This is a genomic window from Mesorhizobium loti R88b (assembly GCF_013170845.1).
In the GTDB taxonomy this organism is placed as follows: domain Bacteria; phylum Pseudomonadota; class Alphaproteobacteria; order Rhizobiales; family Rhizobiaceae; genus Mesorhizobium; species Mesorhizobium loti_B.
In genome coordinates this window covers 5633185-5657676 of sequence record NZ_CP033367.1, presented here as the reverse complement: position 1 = coordinate 5657676, position 24492 = coordinate 5633185, and the positions used below count along the sequence as shown (strand labels likewise).

Genomic DNA, 24492 nt, shown 5'->3' with positions numbered 1-24492 from the left:
GTTGCCGATTGTCGCGTATCGCGCAAGCTTTTGACAGCAGGCAATGGGGCCTTATCGCTTCGGCCAGCGCGAAAGCCGCGATCGTGTCCATTGCCCTGCCGCTTGTAGGTTGCGGCGCGGGTGGCTTCAGCCTGGAAAAGGCCGAAGTCGACCGCTCGATCCTGACCAGCAGCACGCAGGCTTCGGCAGCACCTTCAGATTCGGATCGCGACTCCGACCAGACGACGATCGGCAACGCAGTATCCTCCGCCGACATCGAACAGCTCAGTGGCCAGGCCGTGCCGTGGGCGAATGCCGGCACCGGCTCACGCGGCTCCATCACCGAACTGGCGGAGTTGAAGGACAGGGGCCAGACCTGCCGTCGCTTCAAGGCCTCGCGAGAGAGCTTTGACGGCGTCGCCATGTTCGAGGGCGAACTCTGCCTTGCCAATGCCGGCGGCTGGCGTATGCAGGGCTTCAAGGCGCTCTGATTTTCCCCTTCTCAAATGACCGTCCGCTACTGGAATTTCTTCCTATGCGAGCGCATATAGGAGGCAAGTATGGACTCAACTCATTTCCAGGGCAGGACGCATGCGCGACCCGTATGAGGTGCTGGGCGTTGCAAAGAACGCATCGGCCAAGGACATAAAATCGGCATACCGGAAACTTGCCAAGAAGCATCATCCCGACCAGAATCCGGACGATCCCAAGGCGAAGGACCGTTTTGCGGCGGCCAACCAGGCCTATGAGGTGGTCGGCGACGAGAAGAATCGTGCCGCCTTCGATCGCGGCGAGATCGACGCTGACGGCAAGCCGCGTTTCCAGGGTTTTGAGGGCGCCGCCGGTGGCGGTGATCCCTTCGGCGGGTTTCGCCGCCAGCAAGGGGCCGGCGGTTCGCGATTCGAATTCCGCTCCGGCCGCCCCAGTGGCGATCCGTTCGACGGCAACAGCGATATTTTCAGCCAGATTTTCGGCGACGCCTTTCCGGGCGCGCGCGGTGCAGGCGCTGGTGATCGCCGTCAGCCCGCGACGGCTGCCGATCTGAACGTCACGCTCGACGTCACCATCGAGGAAGCGGCGACCGCCGAAAAGGTGACGGCGATGTTCCCGGATGGCCGCAAGGTGGCGGTCAAACTGCCGGCCTTTGTCGAGGACGGCCAGACCATCAGGCTGAAGGGCCAGGGCGAACAGGGGCCGGGCCAGCCTGGCGATGCGCTGGTCAAGATCCATATCCGCCGGCATCCGCGCTACCGCATCGAGGGCCGCGACCTGCATGCCGACCTGCCGGTGGCGTTGGCGGATGCGGTCCTGGGCGCCAAGGTGCCGGTCGAGACTCCGACCGGCAAGCTTGCCGTCAACGTTCCGGCCTGGTCGAGTTCCGACAAGGTGCTGCGGCTGAAAGGCAGGGGTCTGCCGGAGAAAGCTGGCGGCCATGGCGATGTCTATGCCCACGTCCGCATCATGCTGCCGGAAGGCGGGGATTCAGCACTCGAGGCCCTGCTGCGTGCCAAAAAGGTTGATTGACGGCTTTTGTCCCCCGAACTGTCCGGTTTGAACGCTTGAAGGGGCTTTGTGCCTGTGCGATAGGCACTTCACAAAAGCAGAAACCTTGCGGAGAGCGCTGACATGGCGGGTGGACAGGGCCTAATGGCCGGCAAGCGCGGCCTTATTCTTGGCGTCGCGAACAACAGATCGATTGCCTACGGCATTGCCAAGTCGTGCGTCGACCATGGCGCCGAAATCGCGCTCACCTATCAGGGCGAGGCGTTCAAGAAGCGCGTCGAGCCGCTGGCGGCGGAACTGGGCGCCTTCGTCGCCGGTCATTGCGACGTCACCGACCCGGCTAGCCTCGACGAGGTTTTCGCCAATGTCGCCAAGCATTGGGGGGGCAAGCTCGACTTCCTCGTCCATGCTATCGCTTTTTCCGACAAGGACGAGCTGACCGGCCGCTATGTCGAGACGACGCGCGACAACTTCCTGCGCACCATGGACATTTCGGTCTATTCCTTCACCACCATCGCCAAGCGCGCCGAGGCGCTGATGACCGATGGCGGTTCGCTTTTGACGCTGACCTACTACGGCGCCGAGAAGGTGATGCCGCACTACAACGTCATGGGTGTCGCCAAGGCGGCGCTCGAGGCCAGCGTACGCTACCTCGCTGTCGATCTCGGCGGCAAGAAGATCCGCGTCAACGCCATCTCCGCCGGCCCGATCAAGACGCTGGCCGCCTCCGGCATCGGCGACTTCCGCTACATCCTGAAGTGGAACGAGTACAATTCGCCGCTGAAGCAGACGGTCACCCAGGAAGAGGTCGGTGATTCCGGCGTCTATTTCCTGTCCGACCTGTCGCGTGGCGTCACCGGCGAAGTGCATCATGTCGATTCGGGCTATCACGTTGTCGGCATGAAGGCGGTCGACGCGCCCGATATTTCGACTATCAAGGAATAGTTTCCCTTAGCCATCCTTCGCCCAGACCCAGGCCCGACCCCGGAAGACCTGATGTACCCGCTGGTTTATATCGTGCGCCACGGCCAGACCGCGTGGAACGCCGAGTTCCGGCTTCAGGGCCAGGCCGACACCGATCTCAATCTCCTTGGCCGCGAACAGGCGACGGGAAACGGACAGCGTCTCGCCGAGCTGGTCCACAATCCGGGGGATTTCGACTTTGTCGCCAGCCCGATGCGGCGAACGCGCGAGACGATGGAGCGCATCCGCGCCGCCATGAAACTCAGTCCGCTTCGCTATCGAACCGATATCAGGCTCATCGAAGTCAATTTCGGTGACTGGCAGAGTTTTACCTTTGCCGAACTCGAAACTCAGTCACCCGGGGCAAGCCGGTCGCGCGCGCTCGACAAATGGAACTTTCAGCCGCCCGGCGACGGCGCGGAAAGCTACCAGATGCTGCTTGAACGGGTAAAACCCTGCTTCGATGGGATGCAACGCAGAACAGTCTGCGTGACCCATGGCGGGGTCATCCGCACCTTGTTTCGCTTTGTGCTGGACATGGCCGAAGAGGAAGCCGCGAACCTCGATGTACCCCAGGATCGCGTGCTCAAGCTCGAAGGCAAGAGCCTGGAGTGGCTTTAGGCCGCCTACGGCCGCAATCGCGCAGGATACGGCTGGATCGGCTCGGCGGAACGTCGAGTCGACGGCACGTATCTGATTTGGGTCGGAAGCTTCAGTTCGTGTCGCCGTCCGGCAGCTGCATGTCGGTGATGACGTTTTCGCCATTGGTCACGTCATAGGCGATGACGATGTCCATGCCCGGCTTCAGTGCGTCGAGATCGGTCTCGGCGTTCAGCTTGTAGGATTTGCCGTCGTCCAGCGTCAGCGTCAGTGCGTCCTTGTCGACCTTCTTGATCAGGCCTTCGGTCTGGCCGGCGAAAACGGCGGTGGTAAGCAGCAGCGTGGCGGCAACAGCGCCAATCAGGGTACGCATATTCGTCCTCTTTGGTCATTGCGCCGGCACTGTGGCGGCGGATCCTCAACGGCGGATGGAAGAAAGCAGAAACCAGCCGAATGTGTCAAAACTTAAACGGCAGGGATGACAGTTTGACCACTGCAAAAAACGCCAATAGAAGGCAGGCTTCACCTGGCTCCGCTGCCGGGCAGGGCGCTTTTCCATGTCTCACAACACGTTCGGCCATCTTTTCCGCGTCACCACCTGGGGCGAAAGCCACGGCGCAGCACTTGGCTGCGTGGTCGATGGCTGCCCGCCCGGCATCCGCTTCACGCGTGACGAAATCCAGGCCGAACTCGACAAGCGCCGGCCGGGCCAGTCGCGCTTCGTCACCCAGCGCCGAGAGCCCGACGAGGTAAAGGTGCTGTCGGGCTTCGTGTTTGATGAGGACGGCGAGACGATGATCACCACCGGCACGCCGGTCTCGATGCTGATCGAAAATATCGACCAGCGTTCGAAGGATTATGGCGAGATCGCCCGCCAGTACCGGCCGGGCCATGCTGACTACACCTATGACGTCAAATACGGCATACGCGACTATCGCGGCGGCGGCCGCTCCTCGGCTCGCGAGACCGCCGCGCGTGTGGCAGCTGGTGCCTTGGCGCGCAAGGTGGTGCCGGGCATGGTGGTGCGTGGCGCGCTGGTGTCGATGGGCGAAAAACGAATAGATCGCGCCAACTGGAACTGGAATTTCATCGGCGATGCGGAAAATCCGTTCTTCACGCCCGATCCGGCGTCCGTTCCCGTCTTCACCAAATATCTCGACGGTATCCGCAAGGCAGGCTCATCTGTCGGTGCCGTCATCGAGATCGTCGCCGATGGCGTTCCGCCAGGCCTCGGCGCGCCGATCTATGCCAAGCTCGACCAGGACATTGCGTCGGGCCTGATGTCGATCAACGCGGTCAAGGGCGTCGAGATCGGCAATGGTTTCGAGGCCGCCCACATCACCGGCGAGCAGAACGCCGACGAGATGCGCATCGGCAATGACGGCAAGCCGGTGTTCCTGTCCAACAATGCCGGCGGCATCCTTGGTGGCATCTCGACCGGCCAGGCGATTATCGCCCGCTTCGCCGTCAAGCCGACCTCGTCGATCCTGACGCCGCGAAAGTCGATCGACAAGGATGGCCACGACGTCGAGGTGATGACCAAGGGCCGGCACGACCCCTGCGTCGGCATCCGCGCCGTGCCGATCGGCGAGGCGATGGTTGCCTGCGCCATCGCCGATCATTATCTGCGGCATCGTGGACAGACGGGGAAGGGAGGGGAATAGGCTAGTAGGGCAGTAGCTACAACAGCCCCTGAGACTGCCAATTTTTTCCTTTTCCCTACTGCCTTACTGCCCTATTCCCCTACTGCCCTGCGAGCGAAGCGAGTTCCCATGCCTTACGACCAGAAGAAGATTGTCGAAGCCATCCGCGCTTTCGAACGCGGCGAGATCGTCGTCGTCATGGATGATGATGGGCGCGAGAACGAAGGCGACCTGATCGTCGCCGCTGTCCACTGCACGCCCGAGAAAATGGCCTTCATCATCCGCAACACCTCCGGCATCGTCTGCACGCCGATGCCGCGCGAGGAAGCCAAGCGGCTCAACCTGCAGCCTATGGTCGCCGACAATGATTCCGCGCACACCACCGCCTTCACCGTCAGCGTCGATTTCAAGCACGGCACGACAACAGGCATCTCGGCCGACGACCGCACGTTGACTGTGCGCAACCTCGCCAACGGCAATGTCGGCGCTTCCGATTTTGTCCGCCCGGGTCACATCTTCCCGCTCATTGCGCGTGAAGGCGGCGTGCTCATGCGTTCGGGCCATACCGAAGCGGCGGTCGATCTCTGCAAGCTCGCCGGCCTGCCGCCGATCGGCGTCATTTCCGAACTGGTCAATGATGACGGCACTGTCAAGCGCGGCCCGCAGGTAGCAAGCTTTGCCGAGGAGCACGGCCTCAAGCAGGTCTCGGTCGCCGACCTCATCGCGTATCGGCAACGCAAGGAAACGCTGGTCGAGCGCGTCGCCTGCTCCGAAATCGACACGCTCGGCGGCAAGGCGCAGGTCTTCACCTACACGCTTCCCTGGGACACGATGCATCACGTCGCCGTCGTCTTCGGCGATATCCGCGATGGCGAAGACGTGCCGGTGCGGCTGCATTCCGAGGATGTGGTCACCGACGTCTTCGGCACCAGCCATCGGCTCGACGGCATCATGAAGGCGATGGGCGAGCGCAAGCGCGGCGTCATCGTCTATCTCAGGGAAGGATCGGTCGGCGTCGCGCATCAGGAGCGCAAGCGCCCGCTGAGCGGCGACCGCGAGGATCATGACGAGGCCCGCCGCCGCGAGAATGAATGGCGCGAAATCGGGCTCGGCGCGCAGATCCTGAAAGATCTCGGCATTTCCTCGATCAACCTTATCGCCTCGCGCGAGCGCCATTATGTCGGCCTCGAAGGCTTTGGCATCCATATCGCCAAGACCGAGATTCTCTGAAGGGTCTATCCATCCCTTTGCCGGGAGATGACGGCATGAACGCGCCATTGCCTTTGAGCCAGCGCAGTGGACGGCTTTTGCTGCGCCGGCCAGCGGAGGCTGATCTGGATTTCCTGGTCGATCTCTTTTCGCGCTGGGAAGTTGTCGCCCATCGCCCAGATCCTGTTGCCGACACGCCTCAGCAGAGCGCTGCCAGGCTCACCCGCGACATCGGTCATTGGGACAAGCATGGCTTTGGCCGCTGGGCGGTCGAGGCCGATGGAAAGCTGGTCGGCTTCGGTGGCGTCACGCTATCGGCGGATTTCGACGGCCTGAACCTGTCCTACCATCTTCATCCGGAGAGCTGGGGCCATGGCTATGCCACGGAACTGGTCACGGCGGCGCTGCATGCCGCGTTCGGTCCTCTGCATGCCGACCGGGTCATCGGCCTCGTCCGTGCCGCCAATCCTGCATCGCGGCGGGTGCTGGAGAAATGCGGCTTCGCCTTCGAGCAAGAGGTGATGTTGCACGGCGCGCCAACGATGCTTTTTGCGCTGGCACGACCGCGCTGGATCCGTATTTCAGGTCCCGCCGCATAGAGCGGAGTGCACGGCCCCGACAGGGACCGAGCGCACTATTCAGCGGGGACAGCAGCGGCTTCGCATCCCTCCAGCTCGCATTTATGAGTGGCAAGGCTGCGCTGGCCAAGCAGCACGGTGATCAGGGCAATTGTGCCTGATGCGACCGAAACCCAGAACCCATTCTGGGCGCCGAACGCATCCACCACCGCGCCGGCGACGAACGCGCCCAGCGCCATGCCGATGCCGATGCCTGTGGTCACCCAGGTGATGCCCTCGGTCAGCATGGCTTCCGGCACATGCCGTTCGATCAGGCCGAAAGCGGTGATGAAGGTCGGCGAGATCGCCACGCCGCTCAGGAACACGGTCAGCGCCGGCAGCGGCACCGAGCCGGCGGTGAGCGGCGGCAATGTGCTGAGCGCAAGGACGGCGACTGCAATGGCCAGTTGCCGTTGCAGCGGCGCCTTCAGGTTGAGCGCGCCGATGACGATGCCGAGCATGAACGATCCCAGCGCATAGACGCCGATGACGAAGCTGGCGGCACCGGGTTGGCCGAGCTCCTTGGTCAGCGCTACCGTGCTGACCTCCGTCGTTGCGAAGGTCGCGCCAACGAAAATTATGGCGAAGGTGATGATCTGCACGGGCCGCAGACGGATTGCCGAGCCGCTGGAGCCATGACCAGCCGGTCGAACTTGTGGTTCGGTCGAACGCTGCAGGAGGAACGCGGCCCAGCCAATGGCAAGAAACAGCGTGCTTGCCAGGACGCCGGCTTCCGGAAACAGCGCGGCGCTCAGTCCCACCGAAAGCGATGCGCCGACGATATAGACCAGTTCGTCCGCGACCGACTCGAAGGCGAAGGCAGTGTTCATTTGCGGGCGTCCGCGAAAAAGCTCGGTCCAGCGCGCTCGAACCATCGCCGGCATGCTGGGCATGGCGGCTGCCGCCAGCGCCGACACGAACAGCGTCCATACCGGCCAGTCCTGATTGGCCGCAACAATCAGCACCGCAAAGGCGATGAATGTGAGGAGGGTGGTGGGGACCGCAACTCGTGTCTGGCCAAGGCGGTCCACCAGCCTCGACGTTTGCGGCGAAACGAATGCGTTGCCCAGTGCGAATGTCGCCGCAACTGCACCTGCCAGCCAGTATTCGCCGCGCGTCTGCGACAGCATGGCCACTATGCCGATCGGTGCCATGGCGATCGGCAGGCGGGCGATGAAGCCGGCGGCCGCGAAGCCCGTGGCTCCCGGGGCACGAAAGATTTCAGCATAGGGGTTTTGCATTGTAATTCCTCGACAAAAGGCGATCCGACAATTACATACGAAGCGTATGAGGATTAGATAGACCATACGCCACGTATGTCAATTGGCATACGGAACGTATGTGGATAGGGCCAGAAGCATGCACAGACCCCGCAAGGAAATGATCGCCGAGACGCGCGCCAAGCTGATCGCCGCGGCCCGCCAGGCCTTCGGCACCACCGGTTACGCCGAAGCGTCGATGGATGATTTCACCGCAGCGGCCGGGCTGACGCGTGGCGCCCTCTATCATCACTTCGGGGACAAGAAAGGGCTGCTTGAAGCGGTTATCGCCGAGATCGACGCCGAGATGGCGGCCCGCGTGAATGAGGTTGCGTCGAGAGCGCCGACCCGCTGGCAGCGTTTCGTCGACGAATGCACGACCTATATCGAGATGGCGTTGGAGCCGGAAATCCAGCGCATCATGTTCCGCGACGGCCCGGCCGTACTGGGCGATCCGGCACAATGGTCGAATGCCAATGCCTGTGTCGGTTCAATGGCCGATCATCTGGCCGTGCTGCAGGGGGAAGGGGTGGTTGTCCCCGGCCTCGATCCCGAGACCGCCGCACGGCTGATCAACGGCGCGAGCAGCCAGGCATCGCAACGGATCGCCAATTCGAACGACCCCGAAGCGACGTCGAAGATGGTGGTGGCGGCGTTCAAGCAGCTGCTTGAAGGGCTGTTGAAAAAAAACAGTGGCCGCACCGACTGACAGCAAACACAGATTCGAGGTCGATCCCCGGCATTTGCCGATGTTGACAATCGCCGGTCTGGGTTCATCCTCTGCCTCCATCTCTGAGGGGAGATTCGGCGTATGTGGGATTTCGAGATCGGCCGGTCGGTGTCCATCATGATGCGGACCTGGCCGTTCATTGTCTTTCGCATGATCGTCTATTTCGGCATCACGCTGGCCTACATCATGGCGACCGGCACCGGCGCCTCGGTCGGCTATGGCGTCGGCCATATCTCCACAGATCCAGATGGCCCATTGTCCTTTGCCCTGTGGGGCGGCGTGGTCGGTTTCGGCATCGTCTCGATCGCCGTCTACTGGATCCGCGAATACATCCTCTACGTCGTCAAGGCTGGCCATATCGCCGTCATGGTGCATCTGATTGATGGCCGGGATGTTCCCGACGGCCAGAACCAGATCGCCTATGCCAAGCAAGTTGTCACAGAGCGTTTCGCCGAGGCCAACATCCTTTTTGTCGTCGACCAGCTGGTTAAGGGCGCCATCCGTGCCATCACCGGCCTGCTCGGCGGCATCGCCGCTTTCCTGCCGATTCCGGGCCTGAGCGGCCTGGTCTCTTTCATCAACACCGTGATCCGCCTGTCGCTGACCTATGTTGACGAGATCATCCTCGGCTACAACATCCGCATCAACTCATCCTCGCCGTTTGAGACGGCGCGCCAAGGCGTCGTGCTCTATGCCCAGAACGGCAAGGTCATGGTCAAGAACGCCGTCTGGCTGGCGGTCATCATGTGGGGCGTGTCGTTCGTCATCTTCCTGCTGATGCTGGCCCCGGCCGCAGCCATTCTTTTCATGATGCCCGGGCAGCTTGCCGGCTGGGCCTTCGTCCTCGCCATCGTCTTTGCCTGGGCCTTCAAGGCTGCCTTCATTGAACCCTTCGCCATCGCCTGCCTGATGCAGGTCTATTTCAAGACCATCGAGGGCCAGGTGCCAGATCCGGCCTGGGACGCCCGGCTGGCCGAGGCGTCGTCGAAGTTCAGGGAACTCAAGGACAAGGCGCTCGCCTCCTTCGGCGGCTCGCGCTGGGGCACTGCGGGCGCGACGCGCTGATCAGCGCAAGGCGCCGGCGCAACAGCAACGGTGTTGAGATGTGCCACCGCTGACTTGAGTGGTGTCTCACCTTGCCCGCAAAAAATCTCGCTCATGATCAGTTCGGGCAGCGGCAAGCGCCGGCCCCAGCCATGCGTTTCAAGGTCCGGTCTCGGCGCGAACTCGGAGACACGGCCGACGCAGAGATAGGCAATCGGCGTCACGTGCTCGGGAATCGACAGCAGGCTTTTCAATGCCTGCGGCTCGATGATGCTGACCCAGCCGACACCGACGCCTTCGGCCCGCGCGGCCAGCCAGAAATTCTGCACCGCGCAGACCGTGCTGTAGAGATCCATCTCCGGATTGTGCGAGCGTCCGAGCGGCGAACCCTTCGAGCGTTCGCGATCACAAGTGATGCAGATGTTGAGCGCGCTTTCGCAGATGCCTTCCAGCTTGAGCTTGCGGTAGAGCGCCTGCCGCTCTGCCTCGATTTCAGACAGTTCCTGTTCGCGCGCGGCCAGGAACAAGTCACGCACCTTCTCTCGCCGTGCGGCATCGCGAATGACGATGAAGTTCCATGGCTGCATGAAGCCGACCGATGGCGCGTGATGGGCCGCAAGCAGCAGCCGCGCCAGCACCTCATCGTCGATCGCGGTTGGCAGGAAATGGCTGCGCACGTCGCGCCGTGTGAACATGGCGCGGTAGACCGCGTCACGCGCTGTCTGGTCGAATCCGTCGCCCATAGGAGCGGTCATGTGTTCCGGCATCGCGTGTCCCCTTGCGATTGCAATAGTTTGACATCGTCAGAGCGCACTTTGTGCGTCCAAGTGGACGCACGTTGCTCTGATGCCACCCGCCTGACCATGCGGATGACGATGCCTGCCAGGCCGGTCTTCTGGCTCGGGATCAACCCGCGTCCGGTGCCTTCCCGTCATCGACAGTGGCATTTACCGGCGCGGTCCCCCTCACAGCGTTGGGCACGCCACGGAGTTCAACCGTGTTCCCGATTCTCCCGCCAGAGCATTTGCAGCCAAGTGGAATCACTTGGCGTCGCAGAATGCGGCTAAATAAATAGACCGGCGGGCACCAGGCAGTGGCGGCGACCTTACGCCGAAGCGCCCGCGGCGCCAACCCCCGCGGCGACGCCAATGGACGCGGGCGTGATTTTCCCCAGCCATCAAGCCGCAACGCATGGCCATCGCGGCGCCGGGGCACTAGATAGGGAGCATGACAACCCGTCTCTACACGCACCCGATCTTCCTCGAACACCTCACGCCGCCCGGCCATCCCGAGCGGCCGGACCGCTTGCGCGCCATCGAGCGCGTCCTCGACGACGAGGCCTTTGCCGCACTCGACCGCGTCAAGGCGCCGGAGGGCGATGAGGCCACCATCCTCTATGCGCATCCAGCCGATTTCGTCGCCCGCGTGCGCGCCGCCATTCCTGACGAGGGCATCGCCCGCATCGACGCCGACACCACGGCCAGCCCGAAGAGCTGGCAAGCGGTGATCACCGCGATCGGCGCCGCCAATGCGGCCGTCGACGATGTCTTTTCGGGCCGCGCCGACAATGTCTTCGTCGCCGCCCGCCCGCCTGGCCACCACGCCGAAAAAAACACGGCGATGGGCTTCTGCTTCTTCAACACGGCGGCGATCGCTGCCCGCTATGCGCAGAAGAAGCATGGCGTCGAGCGTGTTGCCGTCGTCGACTGGGATGTGCATCACGGCAACGGCACGCAGGATATCTTCTGGGATGATCCGTCGGTGCTCTATTGCTCGACGCATCAGATGCCGCTTTATCCCGGCACCGGCGCGAAGAGCGAGACCGGAGCCGGCAACATCGTCAACGCGCCCTTGGCGCCACAGACCGGCAGCGAGGTGTTTCGCGATGCGTTCCTGTCGCGCGTGCTGCCGGCGCTCGACAATTTCGCGCCCGATCTGATCATCATTTCGGCCGGGTTTGACGCGCACCATCGCGATCCGCTGGCCGAGATCAATCTGACCGAGGACGATTTCGACTGGGCAACCGGGCAGCTGATGCAGCGCGCGGCCCGCCACAGCGGCAACCGGCTCGTCAGCCTGCTCGAGGGCGGCTACGATCTGCAGGGACTGGCATTTTCAGTCGCCGCTCATGTCGGGCGACTGATGAAAGGATGAATGATGGCTGCTGAGACCAACGAAGACGTCAAGGCGATGAGCTTCGAGCAGGCACTCGACGCGCTGGAGAAGATCGTCGATGATCTGGAGCGTGGCGACGTGCCGCTCGACCAGTCGATCAAGATCTATGAGCGCGGCGAGGCGCTGAAGGCGCATTGCGACCGGCTGCTGAAGGCCGCCGAGGACAAGGTCGAAAAGATCAGGCTGTCGCGCGACGGCAAGCCGGTTGGCACGGAGCCGCTCGACGCAGACTGAGCACGGTGGCGTCTCACCGGCTTTTGGACATGATCATGATTGAGGATAGAGTTCATCCCGATTGAAACGGCTCCAGGACAAGAGGAGATACGGAAGCGATGTGCAGAAACATCAAGACCCTGTTCAATTTTGATCCCCCTGCAACCAGTGATGAAGTGCGCGACGCGGCACTCCAGTTCGTTCGCAAGCTGAGCGGAACGACACGGCCCTCGAAACAGAACCAGCATGCGTTCGACCATGCCGTCGAGGCCATCGCGGCATCGGCGCGCGAACTTCTCGATTCGCTCGAAACCCATCAGCACCCGCGCAATCGCGAAGAGGTGGCGGCCAAGCTGCGGGCAAAGGCGGCGATCCGCTTTGCCTGATGCGGCCGAGGCGATCATTGAACGCTGACAAGGAGAGTTCATGAGCTTCTTCCCCGGGAAAGACCCTGATGCCGGCGACGCCTTTGCCAGCGACCAGATCGAGCTGATGGTCATCCCGAACGCCAAGGACATTGGCGGCTTCGAGGTGCGCCGCGCGCTGCCGACCGCCAAGAGGCGGCTGGTCGGGCCGTTTATTTTCTTCGACCGCATGGGCCCGGCGATCCTGCGCGGCGGCCAGGCGATGGATGTCCGCCCGCATCCGCATATCGGCCTGTCGACGGTCACCTATCTGTTCGACGGCAAGATCCGGCATCGCGATTCGCTGGGCACCGAAATGGTGATCCAGCCCGGCGACGTGAATTTGATGACCGCCGGCCGCGGCATCGTCCACTCCGAGCGCACGCCCGAGGAACTGCGCGGCGCCCCAATGTCGATCTCCGGCCTGCAGACATGGCTGGCCTTGCCGGACGGCAAGGAGGAAGTCGCCCCGGTGTTCGAGAACACGGCTGCCTTGCGGCTGCCCGAGATCGATGCCGAAGGCGTCAGCGGCCGCGTCGTCATCGGTGACTTCCAGGGGCTGCGTTCTCCAGTAAGAGCGGATTCCGAAACGCTCTACGCCGACCTCAGGCTGACGCCGGGCGCCAGCGTGAAAATTCCGGCCGATGCCGAAGAGCGCGCCATCTACACGCTGGAAGGCGAGGTCGCGATTTCGGGCGACGTCTTTCCGGCCGAACGGCTGCTCGTGTTCCGGCCCGGCGACGAGATCATCGTGTCGTCGCAAACCGGTGCGCATTTCATGCTGTTCGGCGGCGCCTCGCTTGGCTCGAAGCGTTACATCTGGTGGAATTTTGTCTCCTCATCCAAGGAGCGCATCGAACAGGCCAAGCAGGAATGGAAGACAGGCCGCTTCGATATCGTTCCTGGAGATGAGGAAGAGTTTATTCCTCTGCCGGAAAACTAATGAATATCGCCCAAAAGCGGCCCGGTTTCGGGACCACGTTATGCACGAAAACAAGGACTTGAAAGCGCGGGCATAAGCTGTTTCGACGCGCTGTCATTTTGGGAGCAGGCCCGCGTCACCGGCACGCATTTACTTTCGCCGGTCGGCGGCCTATCCCGCCGATGAAAAGAAAGCCAGAGCACCCGTGAACGCAACGCCGCATACGCCGCTTCTCGACAAGGTCCGCATCCCGGCGGATTTGCGCGCGCTTGCCGAGAGTGAGCTGCCGCAACTGGCGTTCGAGCTGCGCGCCGAACTGGTCGATGCCGTGTCCCGCACCGGTGGCCATCTGGGTGCCGGCCTCGGTGTGGTCGAACTTACGGTGGCGCTGCACTATGTTTTCAACACCCCGGACGACCGGCTGATCTGGGATGTCGGCCACCAGGCCTATCCGCACAAGATCCTGACCGGCCGCCGCGACCGCATCCGCACACTGCGCCAGGAAGGCGGCCTGTCCGGCTTCACCCGCCGCGCCGAAAGCGAATACGATCCCTTCGGCGCCGCCCACTCCTCGACCTCGATCTCGGCCGGCCTCGGCATGGCTGCTGCCCGTGACCTCGCAGGCGGCCGCAACAATGTCATCGCCGTCATCGGCGACGGCGCCATGTCGGCCGGCATGGCTTACGAGGCGATGAACAATGCCGGTGCGCTCGATGCGCGCCTCATCGTCATCCTCAATGACAACGACATGTCGATCGCCCCGCCGACCGGCGCCATGAGCGCTTATCTGGCTCGCCTCGCCTCGGGCAAGGCCTATGCCGGCCTGCGCGATTTCGGCAAGAAACTGACATCCTATCTCGGCAAGCGGGCCGATCGCGCGATCACCAGGGCGGTCGAGCATGCGCGCGGCTACGTGACCGGCGGCACTTTGTTCGAGGAGCTCGGTTTCTATCACATCGGTCCGATCGACGGTCACAATCTGGAACATCTGATCCCGGTCCTGAAAAATGTCCGCGACAATGGCGAAGGCCCGGTGCTGATCCATGTCGTCACCCAGAAGGGCAAGGGTTATGCGCCGGCGGAAGCCGCCGCCGACAAGTATCACGGCGTCAACAAGTTCGACGTCATCACCGGCGCGCAGGCCAAGGCGCCGGCCAATGCGCCGGCCTACACCAAGGTGTTCGCCGAAAGCCTGATCCAGGAAGCCCGCGAGGACGACCGCATCGTCGCCGTCACCGCCGCCATGCCGGGCGGCACCGGCCTCGATCTGTTCGGCGAAGTGTTTCCGGCCAGGACCTTCGATGTCGGCATCGCCGAACAGCATGCGGTTACCTTTGCCGCTGGCCTGGCGACGGAAGGCTACAAGCCGTTCGCGGCGATCTACTCGACCTTCCTGCAGCGCGCCTACGACCAGGTCGTGCACGACGTCGCGATCCAGAAACTGCCGGTGCGTTTCCCGATCGACCGCGCCGGCTTCGTCGGCGCCGATGGCGCCACCCATTGCGGTGCCTTTGACACCACTTTCCTCGCAAGCCTGCCCGGCTTTGTCGTGATGGCGGCAGCCGACGAGGCTGAACTGCGCCACATGGTGCGCACTGCCGCGAGCTATGATGACGGCCCGATCGCCTTTCGCTATCCGCGCGGCAATGGCGTCGGCGTCGACATGCCGGAGCGCGGGTCGGTTCTCGACATCGGCAAAGGCCGCATCGTCAGGGAAGGTACAAAGGTGGCGCTGCTGTCCTTCGGCACGCGCTTGCAGGATTGCCTTACTGCCGCCGAGGAACTCGGCGCGGCCGGGCTTTCCACCACCGTCGCCGATGCCCGCTTCGCCAAGCCGCTCGACGAGGACCTGATCCGGCGGCTGGCCCGCTCGCACGAGGTTCTGGTGACGGTGGAGGAGGGCGCCATTGGCGGCTTCGCAAGCCACGTGCTGCAGTTCCTTGCCCATGAAGGATTGCTGGAAAGTGGCCTGAAGGTGCGTCCGCTGGTGCTGCCTGATGTCTTCAGCGACCACGCCAAGCCGGAAAAGATGTATGCCGACGCCGGTCTCGATGCCGCCGGCATCGTGCGCACTGTCTTCGTCGCGCTCGGGCACAGCACACGCGCTCAACGCGCTTGAATCAAAACCTCAAGCGCTTGAATCAGTTTGCCGGCTTTATTTCGTAACGCATTGTTAACGCTGCCGTTTGGCGCTTTGCTTACCGTGTCTCTTGGCCGTTTTTCAACGGCATCCTGCTAGATCGTGATCAGGCAGGGAGACAACAACAATGAGAACGCTTCTGTGTGGCGTGGCGCTTTCAGCCGCCCTTGCAGCACCCGCCGCCGCCGAGACGCGCTATGATCGCAATCTTGAAAAGGCGGCGCAGGGCATCGTCGCCAGCAAGATGGGCGATATCCGTGGGGGCTTTTCCTACAAGCAGGTGCCGCAGCTTGTGGTCTTGCCGGATGTTGCTCCGGTGTCTGCCGTTGCGACCGAGCATCCGGCTGTGCAAGCCTCGGGGGATCGGGACGACGGTTTGTCTCCAGCCGTCGAACGTCAGGTTTCGCGAACGATTTTCTAGAACCACATATCGCGCACGCAGCGGCCATCGCGCGGCAGGTCGTCGAAGGTGTCGAGGCCATCGAAATGGTCGATCGGCAAGTCGGCGACAGCTTGCGGCGGGGCCAGGCGCACATTGACGGCGATTCGTGTCCGGCCGGAGGCACCGGCGCGCAAGCCGCGCCAGGCCAGCACGCAGGCGCAGGTCGGGCAGAAAAGGATCTCGAGCGAAGGCTCGTCTTTTCCGGCACGGGTGTAGCTGCTCACCGGTCCAACGACGCGGATACGCTCATCGACAAAGTCGTAAGCCCAGAGCGTCCCATAGCGACGGCACAGCGTGCAGTTGCAGGCTGTGATCGGCCCGGGATCGCCCTCCAGGGTCCAGTGCGTCGCACCGCAGTGGCAGGTTCCCGTCAGGATCCGGCCTCCTTCGGGCCCTGGCGTGGATGGCGCTCGTCCTCACCATTGTGCCGGCCCACAACGGTGATCACAAGCCACGGAGGTGTCAGCTCGGCGTGGATGTTCCGCAGCCCCGCCCATTATCCTTGCCTTCGCGGCCGGCTTTCGCCATGAAGGCCGATGAATTCGCCTCTGCCAGCCAGCACACGCCAGCGGCTCGACGACCTGCTCGTCCAGCGCGGCCTGTTTGCCAGCCGCTCGCGTGCCCGCGATGCGGTCGAGCGCGGCACGGTAACGGTTGATGGCGTCCTTGCCCGCAAGCCCGGCCAGAACGTTTCGCCGCAGTGCCTTGTTGCCATCGACGATCCCGCGCAAGGCTATGTCTCGCGCGCGGCGTTGAAGCTGATCGGCGGCCTCGACCATTTCGGCCTCGATCCCGCCGGCCGCGAGGCGCTCGACATCGGCGCTTCGACTGGCGGGTTCACCCAGGTGCTGCTCGAACGCGGCGCGTCCCATGTCACGGCAATCGATGTCGGTCATGGCCAGATACATCCCGATGTTGGCAAGGACCCGCGCGTTACGGTCGTCGAGGGTCTGAACGCCCGCGATCTCACGCTCGCCGATCTGGCCGGCCGTGTTCCGGATTTCATCGTTTCCGATGTCAGCTTTATCTCGCTGAAACTGGCGCTGCCGCCGGCTCTCGCCATTGCGAAACCCGGTGCCGGCGCGATCTTTCTGGTCAAGCCGCAATTCGAGGCCGGCCGCGAGGCGATCGGCAAGGGTGGTCTGTTGAAAGACCCCTTCGCCGCTGCCGGTGTCGCCGGCCTGCTGCAGGATTGGCTGGATACCGTTCCCGGCTGGCGCTCGCTCGGCCTGCATCTGTCGCCGATCGAAGGCGGCGACGGCAATCGCGAGTTTCTTCTCGGTGGGATCAAGGACCGATGAGCACGCGCTTCACCATCAAAAAGCTTGGCGCTCAGGGCGACGGCATTGCCGAGACCGAAAGCGGCGATCTTTTTATCCCGTTCACGCTGCCGGGGGAGACTGTCACGGCCGCTCGTGAACGCGACCGTGCCACGCTGATGGCGGTGCTGGAGGCCTCGCCGCTGCGCATCGAGCCCGCCTGCCGCCATTTCACCGAATGCGGCGGTTGCGCTCTCCAGCATTTCGAGGCCGAAGCCTATCGCCAGTGGAAGCGCGACAAGGTGGTGCATGCCCTGAAGGGCATCGATTGCGAGATCGGCGAACTGGTCGCCTGCGCGCCGCACACGCGCCGCCGTGTCGTGCTCGCTGCCCGGCGCGCCGATACCGGAATGCTGCTCGGCTTCAATCGTCATCTGTCACCGGAAATCATTTCCATATCCGAATGCCCGATTTCGCTGCCCGAGATCGTCGCCGCACTCGACCGGTTGAGGGCGCTCGCCGATTTGATATGCGCAACCACGAAATCGTTCCGGATGGCGGTCACGGTTACCGGATCGGGCCTGGATGTCGCGGTGCACGACTCCGGCAAGCTCGGCGAACACCAGCGGCGCATCGCCTCCAATTTTGTCCTAGCGCAAGGCTTTGCCAGGCTGTCCATCGATGACGAGATCGTCATCGAGCCGAGGAAGCCCGTGGTCATGTTCGGCAGCGTCGCGGTCGCCTTGCCGCCGGGCGCCTTCATGCAGGCGACCGAGGCAGCCGAACAGACAATGGCCGAGATCGTTGGCGGACATCTCAAGCGCGCCAAGAAGGTCGCCGATCTTTTCGCCGGTTGCGGCAGCTTTGCCCTGCGATTGGCCGCGAAGTCGGAAGTCCACGCCGTGGAAGGCGATGCGGCGGCACTTTCGGCGCTCGACCGGGGCTCACGCTTCGCGACCGGTTTGAAGCGGGTGACCGGCGAACGCCGCGATCTGTTCCGCCGTCCGTTGACCTTCAAGGAACTGAACGCCTTTGACGGCGTCGTCTTCGACCCGCCGCGAGCAGGCGCCGAGGACCAGTCGAAGCAGATTGCCCGCTCGGATGTTCCCTTCGTTGCCGCCGTATCCTGCAACCCGGTGACGCTGGCTCGTGACCTGCGCATCCTCATCGACGGTGGTTACACCGTGAAAAGCGTGACGCCAGTCGACCAGTTCCTGTGGTCGCCCCATGTCGAGGCGGTCGCTCTGCTGGAAAAACCCAGGAGAAGGCGCGGCTGAGCCGGCCAACGATCACGTTTCGTTGAGACCGGGCACTCTGGCCGCTCTCGACCGAAAGGCGCCGCAAAGCCGCCTTTTTGCACCGGCCTAGTCCGGGCTCTTGGGCGGAAGCATCGGCACTCTCACCTGACGGATGATCGTAATGCGGACGGTCTCGAAATTCCTCGCTTTGTTCCTCGCTCTCTCGATTTTTGCGTTCGGCTCGACGGCCGGGGCGCTGGCGCAAGGCGAAAAACGCCTTGCCTTCGTCATCGGCAACGCTGCCTACCCTGCGGGCACACTGGCGACGCCGGCTAACGACGCCGGCCTGATTGCGCAGACATTGCAGGCGGCGGGTTTCGACGTGGTCGGCGCGCGCGATGTCGACCAGGAATCGCTGCGGGGCGCCTACCGCGATTTCCTCGCCAAGGTGACGGCAGCCGGTCCCGACGCGGTGGTGTTTGTCTATTTGGCAGGCCAGGGCCTGCAGTTCGAAGGCGAGAACTATTTCGTGCCGGTCGATGCCCAGATCGCCAATGCCGCCGACGTGCCGATGGCCGCCGTGCGGGTTTCCGATCTCACCAAGCCGCTTGCGGCCTTGCCGAACAAGGTCAACATCGTCGTGCTAGACGCGGCACGACCAAATTCCTTCGCGAAGTCGAACCAGCCGCTTGCCGGCGGCCTCGCACTCGTCGACCCCGACCCGAACATGCTGGTCGCCTTCAATGCCGCCCCGGGCACAGTCGCGCCTGAAGGCAAGGGCTCGTATGGCGCCTATGCGCAGGCGCTTGCCGAGATGATCAGGGATGGTGGCCTGCAGCTTGGCGATGTGTTCGACCGCACGCGGCTACGGGTCAACGAAGTGACTGATGGCGCGGAGGTTCCTTGGAACGCCTCCAAGATCACCGATCCCTTCGTCTTCTTCGACCGCGGCCCGGATGCCCCGGCGCCGCAGGTTTCAGCCGCCGAGGTGCGGACAAACCGGACCAAGGAAATCCGTGACTTCGATGCGCATGACGCCTACATCGCGGCCCTCGATCGCGATACGATGCGCGGCTACGAAGACTTCATCGTCGCCTATCCCCACGACCCGATGGCCAGGCGCGTGCGCGCCATCCTGGCGGCGCGGCGCGAGGCGATCACCTGGCGCCAGACCTGGCTCAGGGACACGCCCGAAGCCTATTGGTCCTATCTCGATCGCTATCCGCATGGCCCCCATGCCTGGGATGCCCGTCGCAGGCTCGAGCATTTCGACGCCGCCCTCGAGCCGCCGCAGGGTTTTGCCGTCTATGCCTACGACGTGCCGCCGCCGCCGCCGGAAGAAATCGTCTATGTCGACCGGCCTGTGCTCTATTTCGACGACCCCGAATTCGGCTTCGATCCGCCGCCACCGGTGGCGGTGATCTTCCTGCAACCGCGGCCGCGCGACTTCATAGAACTGCCGCCACCGCCGCCGCCGATCGGCGTCTTCCTGCTGCCGACGCCGGTGTTCGTGCCCGTGCCGGTTTGGGTGAACCCGCCGCATGACATCTTCCCGCCGCCGAACAACGTCATCTTCAACAACATCCACAACACCACCATCGTCAACAACACGACGATCAACGAGAACCAGGGCGGCCTCACCACCGGCCAGAAGCTGACCGCGGGTGCGGTGGGCATCGGTGCAGCCGCATTGGCGACCAAGGTGGCGCTGCCGGCTTTCCTGCAGAAGAAGGAAGCCACGCTCGCCAAGGTCAATCCGGGCGGCCTACCATCGAAACTGGTCAAAACGGGACAGCAGAACGGCGTGGCGCCATTGTCGAAAACACTGCCGGCGGACAAATTGGCCGGCCATGCTTTGCCCGGCGCCGACGGCAAGACGCTGCCGCTCGTCAACGGCAAGCCGGTCCTCAATGGCCAGAATGTGGCCAACGACAAATCAGGCAAGCTGTTGCACAAGCGGGGTGTTGCGGATGCCGCGACGACCGCCAATGGCGCGGCTCCGATGACCAATGGACAGGGCAAGAGCGGAAAGTTGCGCAAGCTCCCGGCCGGCGCCACAGCATCTGCCGGCAACGGGCAGAATACCCAGCTAAAGCTGAAGACCAACAATCCCTCAGTGCTCAATGGCCCGGTCGCCGCCAATGGCAAATTGAAAAAGTTCCACGGTCAGGGCGTCGGTGGCTCGGATACGACGAATGGGGCAGCCAACGGACAAGGCAAGAGCCCCAAGTTCCACAAGCCGCCGGCCAATGGCGGGCCGGCGGGCGACAAGGTCTCGAACAGCAATCCGCATCGTCAGCTGAAGCTGCAAGACAAGCCGAAGGTGCAGGTGCTTTCAAAACCGCAGAAGCCGCAGTTCCAGGCGCAGACGCACGTACAGCGGCAGCCTCAGCCACAGCAAAAGCCGCAGCGGGAGGCCGGCAAGAAGCCGCCTTGCGGACACCCCAATGAGCCTGCCTGCAGAAAATAGCGCGTGTCAGGCTGCGAACGTGGCCTAGCACGGCGATACACGATGACATCACAACTGCGTGGTTGGGCACCGCCAAGATTGCGTGCTGCCTTGGCACGCTGTTACCAGTCAACGTTGGGTGGGGTGCTCAAGGGAGACACCACAATGAAGATTGCAAGCGTTCTGACGTCTATCGCCGTAGCCGGGTTTATTATGACGGGAGCTGCCGCGGCAGCGACGACGGCAACCACCACGACCGCGCCGGCCACGACCACCACTGCCGCCCCCGCGAAGAAGCCAAAGACGACTGCCATGACGCCGGAGAAAACCGCGATTTCGAAGCAATGTTCAGCACTTGCCGATGCCCAGAAGCTGCACGGCAAGGCGCGCGAAAAATTCCGGGCCGACTGCAAGAAGAACGGCGGCAAAGCCACCTGATCATCGGCTCCACGGCCAAGATACTGCTGCCAGCCTAAACCTCGGGGCTGGCGGCAATTCCGGGGAAGCGTGAACCGGGTTTCTATCAGCTTCGACTTGGGCCGGATCGAGTACGGAAGAGACAGTCACGGCATCCGCCATATCGGCAGCCACCGAACGCTTGCGATGCCTGGAGCGGTACGGTTCCGACAAGCCCTCAGTCTACGAGTTTGGCAACATTCGCGGGTGTCTTAGGCGTGCCACCACGCTGGTTGATCGACACCCAGACATTCGGATTCTGCTGCGACTGGCGTTTCAGGAAGTAGTAGCCGGTCGCGTTCCAGGGCCTGATTTCGTTGACCAGATTGTCGAGGACGAGATCGCCCTTGTCGGTTTTCACCGTCAGGATGGTGTGGCCCTCATTGTCGAGGTCGCGCACGACTGTCATCAAAAGCGCCTGCCGGGGGAACCCAGCCTCCCGAAGAAGCTTGCGCTTGTAGAGCGCGTAGATCTTGCAGTCGCCCTTGCCGTCAACCGGGTAATCCCAGTGGTCCTCCATCGTGCCCCAATGCTCAAAGTTGCTGACCGGCTTGATGGAATTGTTGGCCGTCTGATTTATGCGCTTGAGGATGCGTAGGTTCTGCGCGGTCAGTTTTACACTCGCGGCTGGCAGAACGGGCACCTTGCACTCTTTTGGCCGGCGATGGCAGAAATCGAGCCAGCCGTAGGGCACGCTGGTGCTTCCACCCACGGCGGCGGAGCGCGCTCCATCCGTGGAAGATTGCGCCGATTGTGACTTGAACCATGTCGACTGCGCTGCCGCCGGACTTGCTGGCAGCGATGTCGCACCAATCAACGAAACAAAGCCAAGCAGGAAAGACGAAGCTAGGGAATGCCGCATTGCCAAAACCACCACCACAACGAGGAACTGGTGCTACGTCCGTGCGCAAAAGCAGCCCAGGCAGTTAAAGACTTAATGATTTCCTAACGTCGATTGTGTTCACTTCAAGGTAGGAGCCGGGATTCAGGCTGGAAAACAAGGATCAGCCGGCGCATCAGGCCAAGTTCGAGCGTCAGAGCGTCCAGACCGCGCGTCCTCGTCAGGCTTCCTGCACGCTGCTATATCCGGCCGCCCTCGCAGCCTTGAGGAAATTACGGTCAAAGGTTGCCAAGCCGGCACAATGCGCTGATTTCCTCAGATGCAGCGCATCTGCGAAATCCATTCCTGCCTCCGACAGATCCAGCGCAGAGGAGACAATCGCGGCATCTTCCAGCTCCACCGTGGGTAACCCGCCGAACATCCGCAGTGTGCTGGCTATCACGGCCTGGCTATGACCATAGGCGCTGCGCAGCACCCACTCTGCCTCCAGGATTACCGTGACAGAGACAAAGACAGGCTGACCATCGATAAGCCGCCGTGCTCGCGGGGATTGATCGGGATGGTCGTTCGTCAAATACCTGACGACAACATTGGTATCAATTGCGAGCATCGCGTCGCCGTGCTTCAGCAAGGACGGCGGCGTCCATTTCCTCCAGCGTCTTCGGGGTGCCGTTGCGTGGCAGGACGCCAAAGACATCTTCTGGTCGCGTCGGGGCAAAGGCCGGCGCCAATTTCAAAAGGACTCCATCAGGAGTGTCTTCGACCTCCAAGCGCGTGCCCGCGCCCCAGTCCCTCTGTTTCCGGATCGCGCTGGGCAGGATTACCTGTCCCTTGGTGGAGACGGTCGTTACAAGTTTTTCTGTTGCAGCCATCGCGTCACGCTTTCGTGTAAGACAATGGTAAGATAGTCTTGTCGCGGAAGACATTCAAGCCTGCCGGATTGGCCTCAAACCCGGGTGCCGCCGACCGTCATCTGGTTCATCCTGAGATGCGGCTGGCCGACGCCGACCGGCACACCTTGTCCGGCCTTGCCACACATGCCGATGCCGTTGTCGAGCTTCATGTCGTTGCCGACCATCGAGACGCGGTGCATGGCATCCGGCCCGTTGCCGATCAGCATCGCGCCCTTGATCGGCTGCGTCACCTTGCCGTTCTCGATCATGTAGGCCTCGGTGCAGCCGAACACGAATTTGCCCGAAGTGATGTCGACCTGGCCGCCACCGAAGGAAACGGCATAGATGCCGTTCTTGACCGAGGCGATGATCTCGTCCGGCTCCATGTCGCCTGATGTCATGTAGGTGTTGGTCATGCGCGGCATAGGCTGGTGCGCGTAGCCTTCGCGCCGGCCGTTGCCGGTCGCCTTCATGCCCATCAGCCGGGCGTTCTGCCGGTCCTGCATGTAGCCGACCAGTTTGCCGTCCTCGATCAGCACGTTGCGGGCCGAAGGCGTGCCCTCGTCGTCGACGGTGAGTGAACCGCGCCGCTCGGGGATCGTGCCGTCATCGACGACGGTGACGCCCTTTGCGGCAACCTGCTGGCCGAGCAGGCCGGCGAAGGCGGAGGTCTTCTTGCGGTTGAAATCGCCTTCCAGCCCATGGCCGACGGCTTCGTGCAGCATCACGCCCGGCCAGCCGCTGGACAGCACGATGTCGAACGTGCCCGCCGGCGCCGGAATGGCCTCGAGGTTGACCAGCGCCTGCCGGAGCGCCTCCTTGGCGGCGTGCTGCCAGGCGTCCTCGATCAGGAATTCGCCGAACGCCTTGCGGCCGCCCATGCCGTAGGAGCCGCTTTCCTGGCGGTCGCCATCGCCAACCACTACCGAGACGTTGATGCGGACCAGCGGCCTGATATCGCGCACCACCTGGCCATCGGCGCGCACGATCTCGACATGCTGCCAGGAAGCGGCGAGCGAGGCGGTCACCTGGCGCACGCGCGGATCCTGCGCACGCAGCCAGGCGTCGATTTCTTGCAGCAGCTTTGCCTTGGCCTCGAAGGAGGGCGAGGGGATCGGGTTCTCATCGCCGTAGAGATGGGTATTGGTGCGGGCCGGTGCGGCGGCAAGCGTGCCGGAATAGCCACCCTTGACGGTCGAGACAGCGGCGGCCGCGCGCAGCAGCGAAGCCTCGGACAGGTCGCTCGAATGAGCGTAGCCGCTGGCTTCACCCGCAACCGCGCGCAGGCCAAAACCCTGGTCGGTGTTGAAATTGGCGGTCTTCAGCCGGCCATTGTCGAACATCAGCGCCTCGCTCTCGCTGTATTCGAGAAACAGTTCGCCGTCGTCGGCGCCGTTGATGGTCTCAGTGACGATCTGCTTGATGCGATCGTCTGAAATGTCGAATTGGCCGATCAGGCTGTTCATGGCGCATCCATTCGTGGGAAGAGATCTTGTTTCCCACGATGTAGGCG

Annotated in this window: 26 protein-coding genes, 1 pseudogene and 1 riboswitch; of the genes and pseudogenes, 19 read left to right on the top strand and 8 right to left on the bottom strand. The window is 63.0% G+C overall.

Annotated elements, in window-relative coordinates:
* Positions 1 to 8 precede the first annotated feature (8 nt).
* From EB235_RS27760 to EB235_RS27745, 4 genes are all read left to right on the top strand, one after another.
* Positions 9 to 470, top strand: coding sequence for an RT0821/Lpp0805 family surface protein (locus tag EB235_RS27760; protein ID WP_027034202.1), 462 nt, complete (start codon positions 9 to 11; stop codon positions 468 to 470).
* A 100-nt stretch (positions 471 to 570) separates the two neighbouring features.
* Positions 571 to 1503: a DnaJ C-terminal domain-containing protein gene (locus EB235_RS27755; RefSeq protein WP_027034203.1), complete on the top strand. Its 933-nt coding sequence runs from the start codon at positions 571 to 573 to the stop codon at positions 1501 to 1503.
* A gap of 102 nt (positions 1504 to 1605) precedes the next feature.
* Positions 1606 to 2427: an enoyl-ACP reductase FabI gene (fabI, locus tag EB235_RS27750; protein ID WP_027034204.1), complete on the top strand. Its 822-nt coding sequence runs from the start codon at positions 1606 to 1608 to the stop codon at positions 2425 to 2427.
* Positions 2428 to 2478: 51 nt separating this feature from the next.
* Positions 2479 to 3066, top strand: coding sequence for a histidine phosphatase family protein (locus tag EB235_RS27745; RefSeq protein ID WP_027034205.1), 588 nt, complete (start codon positions 2479 to 2481; stop codon positions 3064 to 3066).
* Between the two features lie 91 nt (positions 3067 to 3157).
* On the opposite strand, the gene EB235_RS27740 is transcribed toward EB235_RS27745, so the two are convergent.
* A complete protein-coding gene (locus EB235_RS27740; RefSeq protein WP_027034206.1) occupies positions 3158 to 3418 on the bottom strand; it encodes a DUF1344 domain-containing protein in 261 nt (86 codons plus the stop codon).
* Between the two features lie 184 nt (positions 3419 to 3602).
* Between EB235_RS27740 and aroC the strand changes: the two genes are divergently transcribed.
* From aroC to EB235_RS27725, 3 genes are all read left to right on the top strand, one after another.
* Positions 3603 to 4709, top strand: coding sequence for a chorismate synthase (gene aroC, locus EB235_RS27735; protein ID WP_027034207.1), 1107 nt, complete (start codon positions 3603 to 3605; stop codon positions 4707 to 4709).
* A 108-nt stretch (positions 4710 to 4817) separates the two neighbouring features.
* Positions 4818 to 5918, top strand: a complete 1101-nt coding sequence (gene ribB / locus EB235_RS27730; RefSeq protein ID WP_027034208.1) for a 3,4-dihydroxy-2-butanone-4-phosphate synthase — start codon at positions 4818 to 4820, stop codon at positions 5916 to 5918.
* A 35-nt stretch (positions 5919 to 5953) separates the two neighbouring features.
* Positions 5954 to 6496 carry a GNAT family N-acetyltransferase gene (locus EB235_RS27725; protein WP_027034209.1) on the top strand — a complete coding sequence of 181 codons (543 nt, stop codon included), beginning with the start codon at positions 5954 to 5956 and terminating at the stop codon, positions 6494 to 6496.
* A 35-nt stretch (positions 6497 to 6531) separates the two neighbouring features.
* Here the strand turns inward: EB235_RS27725 and EB235_RS27720 are convergent, their stop codons facing one another.
* Entirely contained in the window at positions 6532 to 7755 is a 1224-nt protein-coding gene (locus tag EB235_RS27720; RefSeq protein WP_027034210.1) for an MFS transporter, read from the bottom strand.
* Positions 7756 to 7873: 118 nt separating this feature from the next.
* Between EB235_RS27720 and EB235_RS27715 the strand changes: the two genes are divergently transcribed.
* A complete protein-coding gene (locus EB235_RS27715) occupies positions 7874 to 8482 on the top strand; it encodes a TetR/AcrR family transcriptional regulator (protein WP_027034211.1) in 609 nt (202 codons plus the stop codon).
* A gap of 102 nt (positions 8483 to 8584) precedes the next feature.
* A complete protein-coding gene (locus tag EB235_RS27710) occupies positions 8585 to 9568 on the top strand; it encodes a hypothetical protein (protein ID WP_027034212.1) in 984 nt (327 codons plus the stop codon).
* A gap of 164 nt (positions 9569 to 9732) precedes the next feature.
* On the opposite strand, the pseudogene bluB reads toward EB235_RS27710, so the two are convergent.
* A pseudogene (gene bluB, locus EB235_RS34880) lies at positions 9733 to 10242 on the bottom strand (5,6-dimethylbenzimidazole synthase); the annotation flags it as partial.
* 173 nt (positions 10243 to 10415) lie between these two features.
* Positions 10416 to 10596: riboswitch (cobalamin riboswitch) on the bottom strand.
* Between the two features lie 178 nt (positions 10597 to 10774).
* Between bluB and EB235_RS27700 the strand changes: the two are divergent.
* The 6 genes from EB235_RS27700 to EB235_RS27675 all read left to right on the top strand — a co-directional run bounded on the left by EB235_RS27700 (position 10775) and on the right by EB235_RS27675 (position 15822).
* Positions 10775 to 11701, top strand: a complete 927-nt coding sequence (locus EB235_RS27700) for a histone deacetylase family protein (RefSeq protein ID WP_027034214.1) — start codon at positions 10775 to 10777, stop codon at positions 11699 to 11701.
* Between the two features lie 3 nt (positions 11702 to 11704).
* The gene (locus EB235_RS27695) at positions 11705 to 11956 is read left to right on the top strand and encodes an exodeoxyribonuclease VII small subunit (RefSeq protein WP_027034215.1); all 252 of its coding nucleotides are present in this window, start codon (positions 11705 to 11707) and stop codon (positions 11954 to 11956) included.
* A gap of 98 nt (positions 11957 to 12054) precedes the next feature.
* Positions 12055 to 12321 carry a DUF2277 domain-containing protein gene (locus EB235_RS27690; protein ID WP_027034216.1) on the top strand — a complete coding sequence of 89 codons (267 nt, stop codon included), beginning with the start codon at positions 12055 to 12057 and terminating at the stop codon, positions 12319 to 12321.
* A gap of 40 nt (positions 12322 to 12361) precedes the next feature.
* On the top strand, positions 12362 to 13282 hold the full coding sequence (locus tag EB235_RS27685; RefSeq protein WP_027034217.1) for a pirin family protein: 921 nt from the start codon (positions 12362 to 12364) through the stop codon (positions 13280 to 13282).
* Between the two features lie 184 nt (positions 13283 to 13466).
* A complete protein-coding gene (dxs, locus tag EB235_RS27680; protein ID WP_027034218.1) occupies positions 13467 to 15380 on the top strand; it encodes a 1-deoxy-D-xylulose-5-phosphate synthase in 1914 nt (637 codons plus the stop codon).
* A gap of 148 nt (positions 15381 to 15528) precedes the next feature.
* Positions 15529 to 15822 carry a hypothetical protein gene (locus EB235_RS27675; RefSeq protein ID WP_027034219.1) on the top strand — a complete coding sequence of 98 codons (294 nt, stop codon included), beginning with the start codon at positions 15529 to 15531 and terminating at the stop codon, positions 15820 to 15822.
* Here EB235_RS27675 and EB235_RS27670 read toward each other — a convergent pair.
* Positions 15819 to 16220: a GFA family protein gene (locus EB235_RS27670; protein ID WP_027034220.1), complete on the bottom strand. Its 402-nt coding sequence runs from the start codon at positions 16218 to 16220 to the stop codon at positions 15819 to 15821. The two genes, EB235_RS27675 and EB235_RS27670, sit on opposite strands and share 4 nt — an antisense overlap.
* A 159-nt stretch (positions 16221 to 16379) precedes the next feature.
* Here EB235_RS27670 and EB235_RS27665 point away from each other — a divergent pair, with 159 nt between their 5' ends.
* The 4 genes from EB235_RS27665 to EB235_RS27650 all read left to right on the top strand — a co-directional run bounded on the left by EB235_RS27665 (position 16380) and on the right by EB235_RS27650 (position 21227).
* Entirely contained in the window at positions 16380 to 17144 is a 765-nt protein-coding gene (locus tag EB235_RS27665; RefSeq protein WP_027034221.1) for a TlyA family RNA methyltransferase, read from the top strand.
* Positions 17141 to 18379 (top strand): class I SAM-dependent RNA methyltransferase, encoded by a 1239-nt coding sequence (locus tag EB235_RS27660; protein WP_027034222.1) that lies wholly within the window; start codon positions 17141 to 17143, stop codon positions 18377 to 18379. Before EB235_RS27665 ends, EB235_RS27660 begins: the two co-directional genes overlap by 4 nt.
* A gap of 133 nt (positions 18380 to 18512) precedes the next feature.
* Positions 18513 to 20810: a caspase family protein gene (locus tag EB235_RS27655; RefSeq protein ID WP_032926084.1), complete on the top strand. Its 2298-nt coding sequence runs from the start codon at positions 18513 to 18515 to the stop codon at positions 20808 to 20810.
* 42 nt (positions 20811 to 20852) lie between these two features.
* Positions 20853 to 21227 carry a hypothetical protein gene (locus EB235_RS27650; RefSeq protein ID WP_245268927.1) on the top strand — a complete coding sequence of 125 codons (375 nt, stop codon included), beginning with the start codon at positions 20853 to 20855 and terminating at the stop codon, positions 21225 to 21227.
* A gap of 196 nt (positions 21228 to 21423) precedes the next feature.
* On the opposite strand, the gene EB235_RS27645 is transcribed toward EB235_RS27650, so the two are convergent.
* The 4 genes from EB235_RS27645 to tldD form a co-directional block, all read right to left on the bottom strand.
* On the bottom strand, positions 21424 to 22107 hold the full coding sequence (locus EB235_RS27645; protein ID WP_032926091.1) for a transglutaminase-like cysteine peptidase: 684 nt from the start codon (positions 22105 to 22107) through the stop codon (positions 21424 to 21426).
* Between the two features lie 199 nt (positions 22108 to 22306).
* Entirely contained in the window at positions 22307 to 22696 is a 390-nt protein-coding gene (locus EB235_RS27640) for a type II toxin-antitoxin system VapC family toxin (protein ID WP_027034224.1), read from the bottom strand.
* Positions 22683 to 22958 carry an AbrB/MazE/SpoVT family DNA-binding domain-containing protein gene (locus EB235_RS27635; protein WP_027034225.1) on the bottom strand — a complete coding sequence of 92 codons (276 nt, stop codon included), beginning with the start codon at positions 22956 to 22958 and terminating at the stop codon, positions 22683 to 22685. The genes EB235_RS27640 and EB235_RS27635 overlap by 14 nt, the downstream gene beginning before the upstream one ends.
* Positions 22959 to 23032: 74 nt before the next feature.
* Complete coding sequence (gene tldD, locus EB235_RS27630; protein ID WP_027034226.1) at positions 23033 to 24445, bottom strand: metalloprotease TldD; 1413 nt, start codon at positions 24443 to 24445, stop codon at positions 23033 to 23035.
* Between the last annotated feature and the right edge of the window lie 47 nt (positions 24446 to 24492).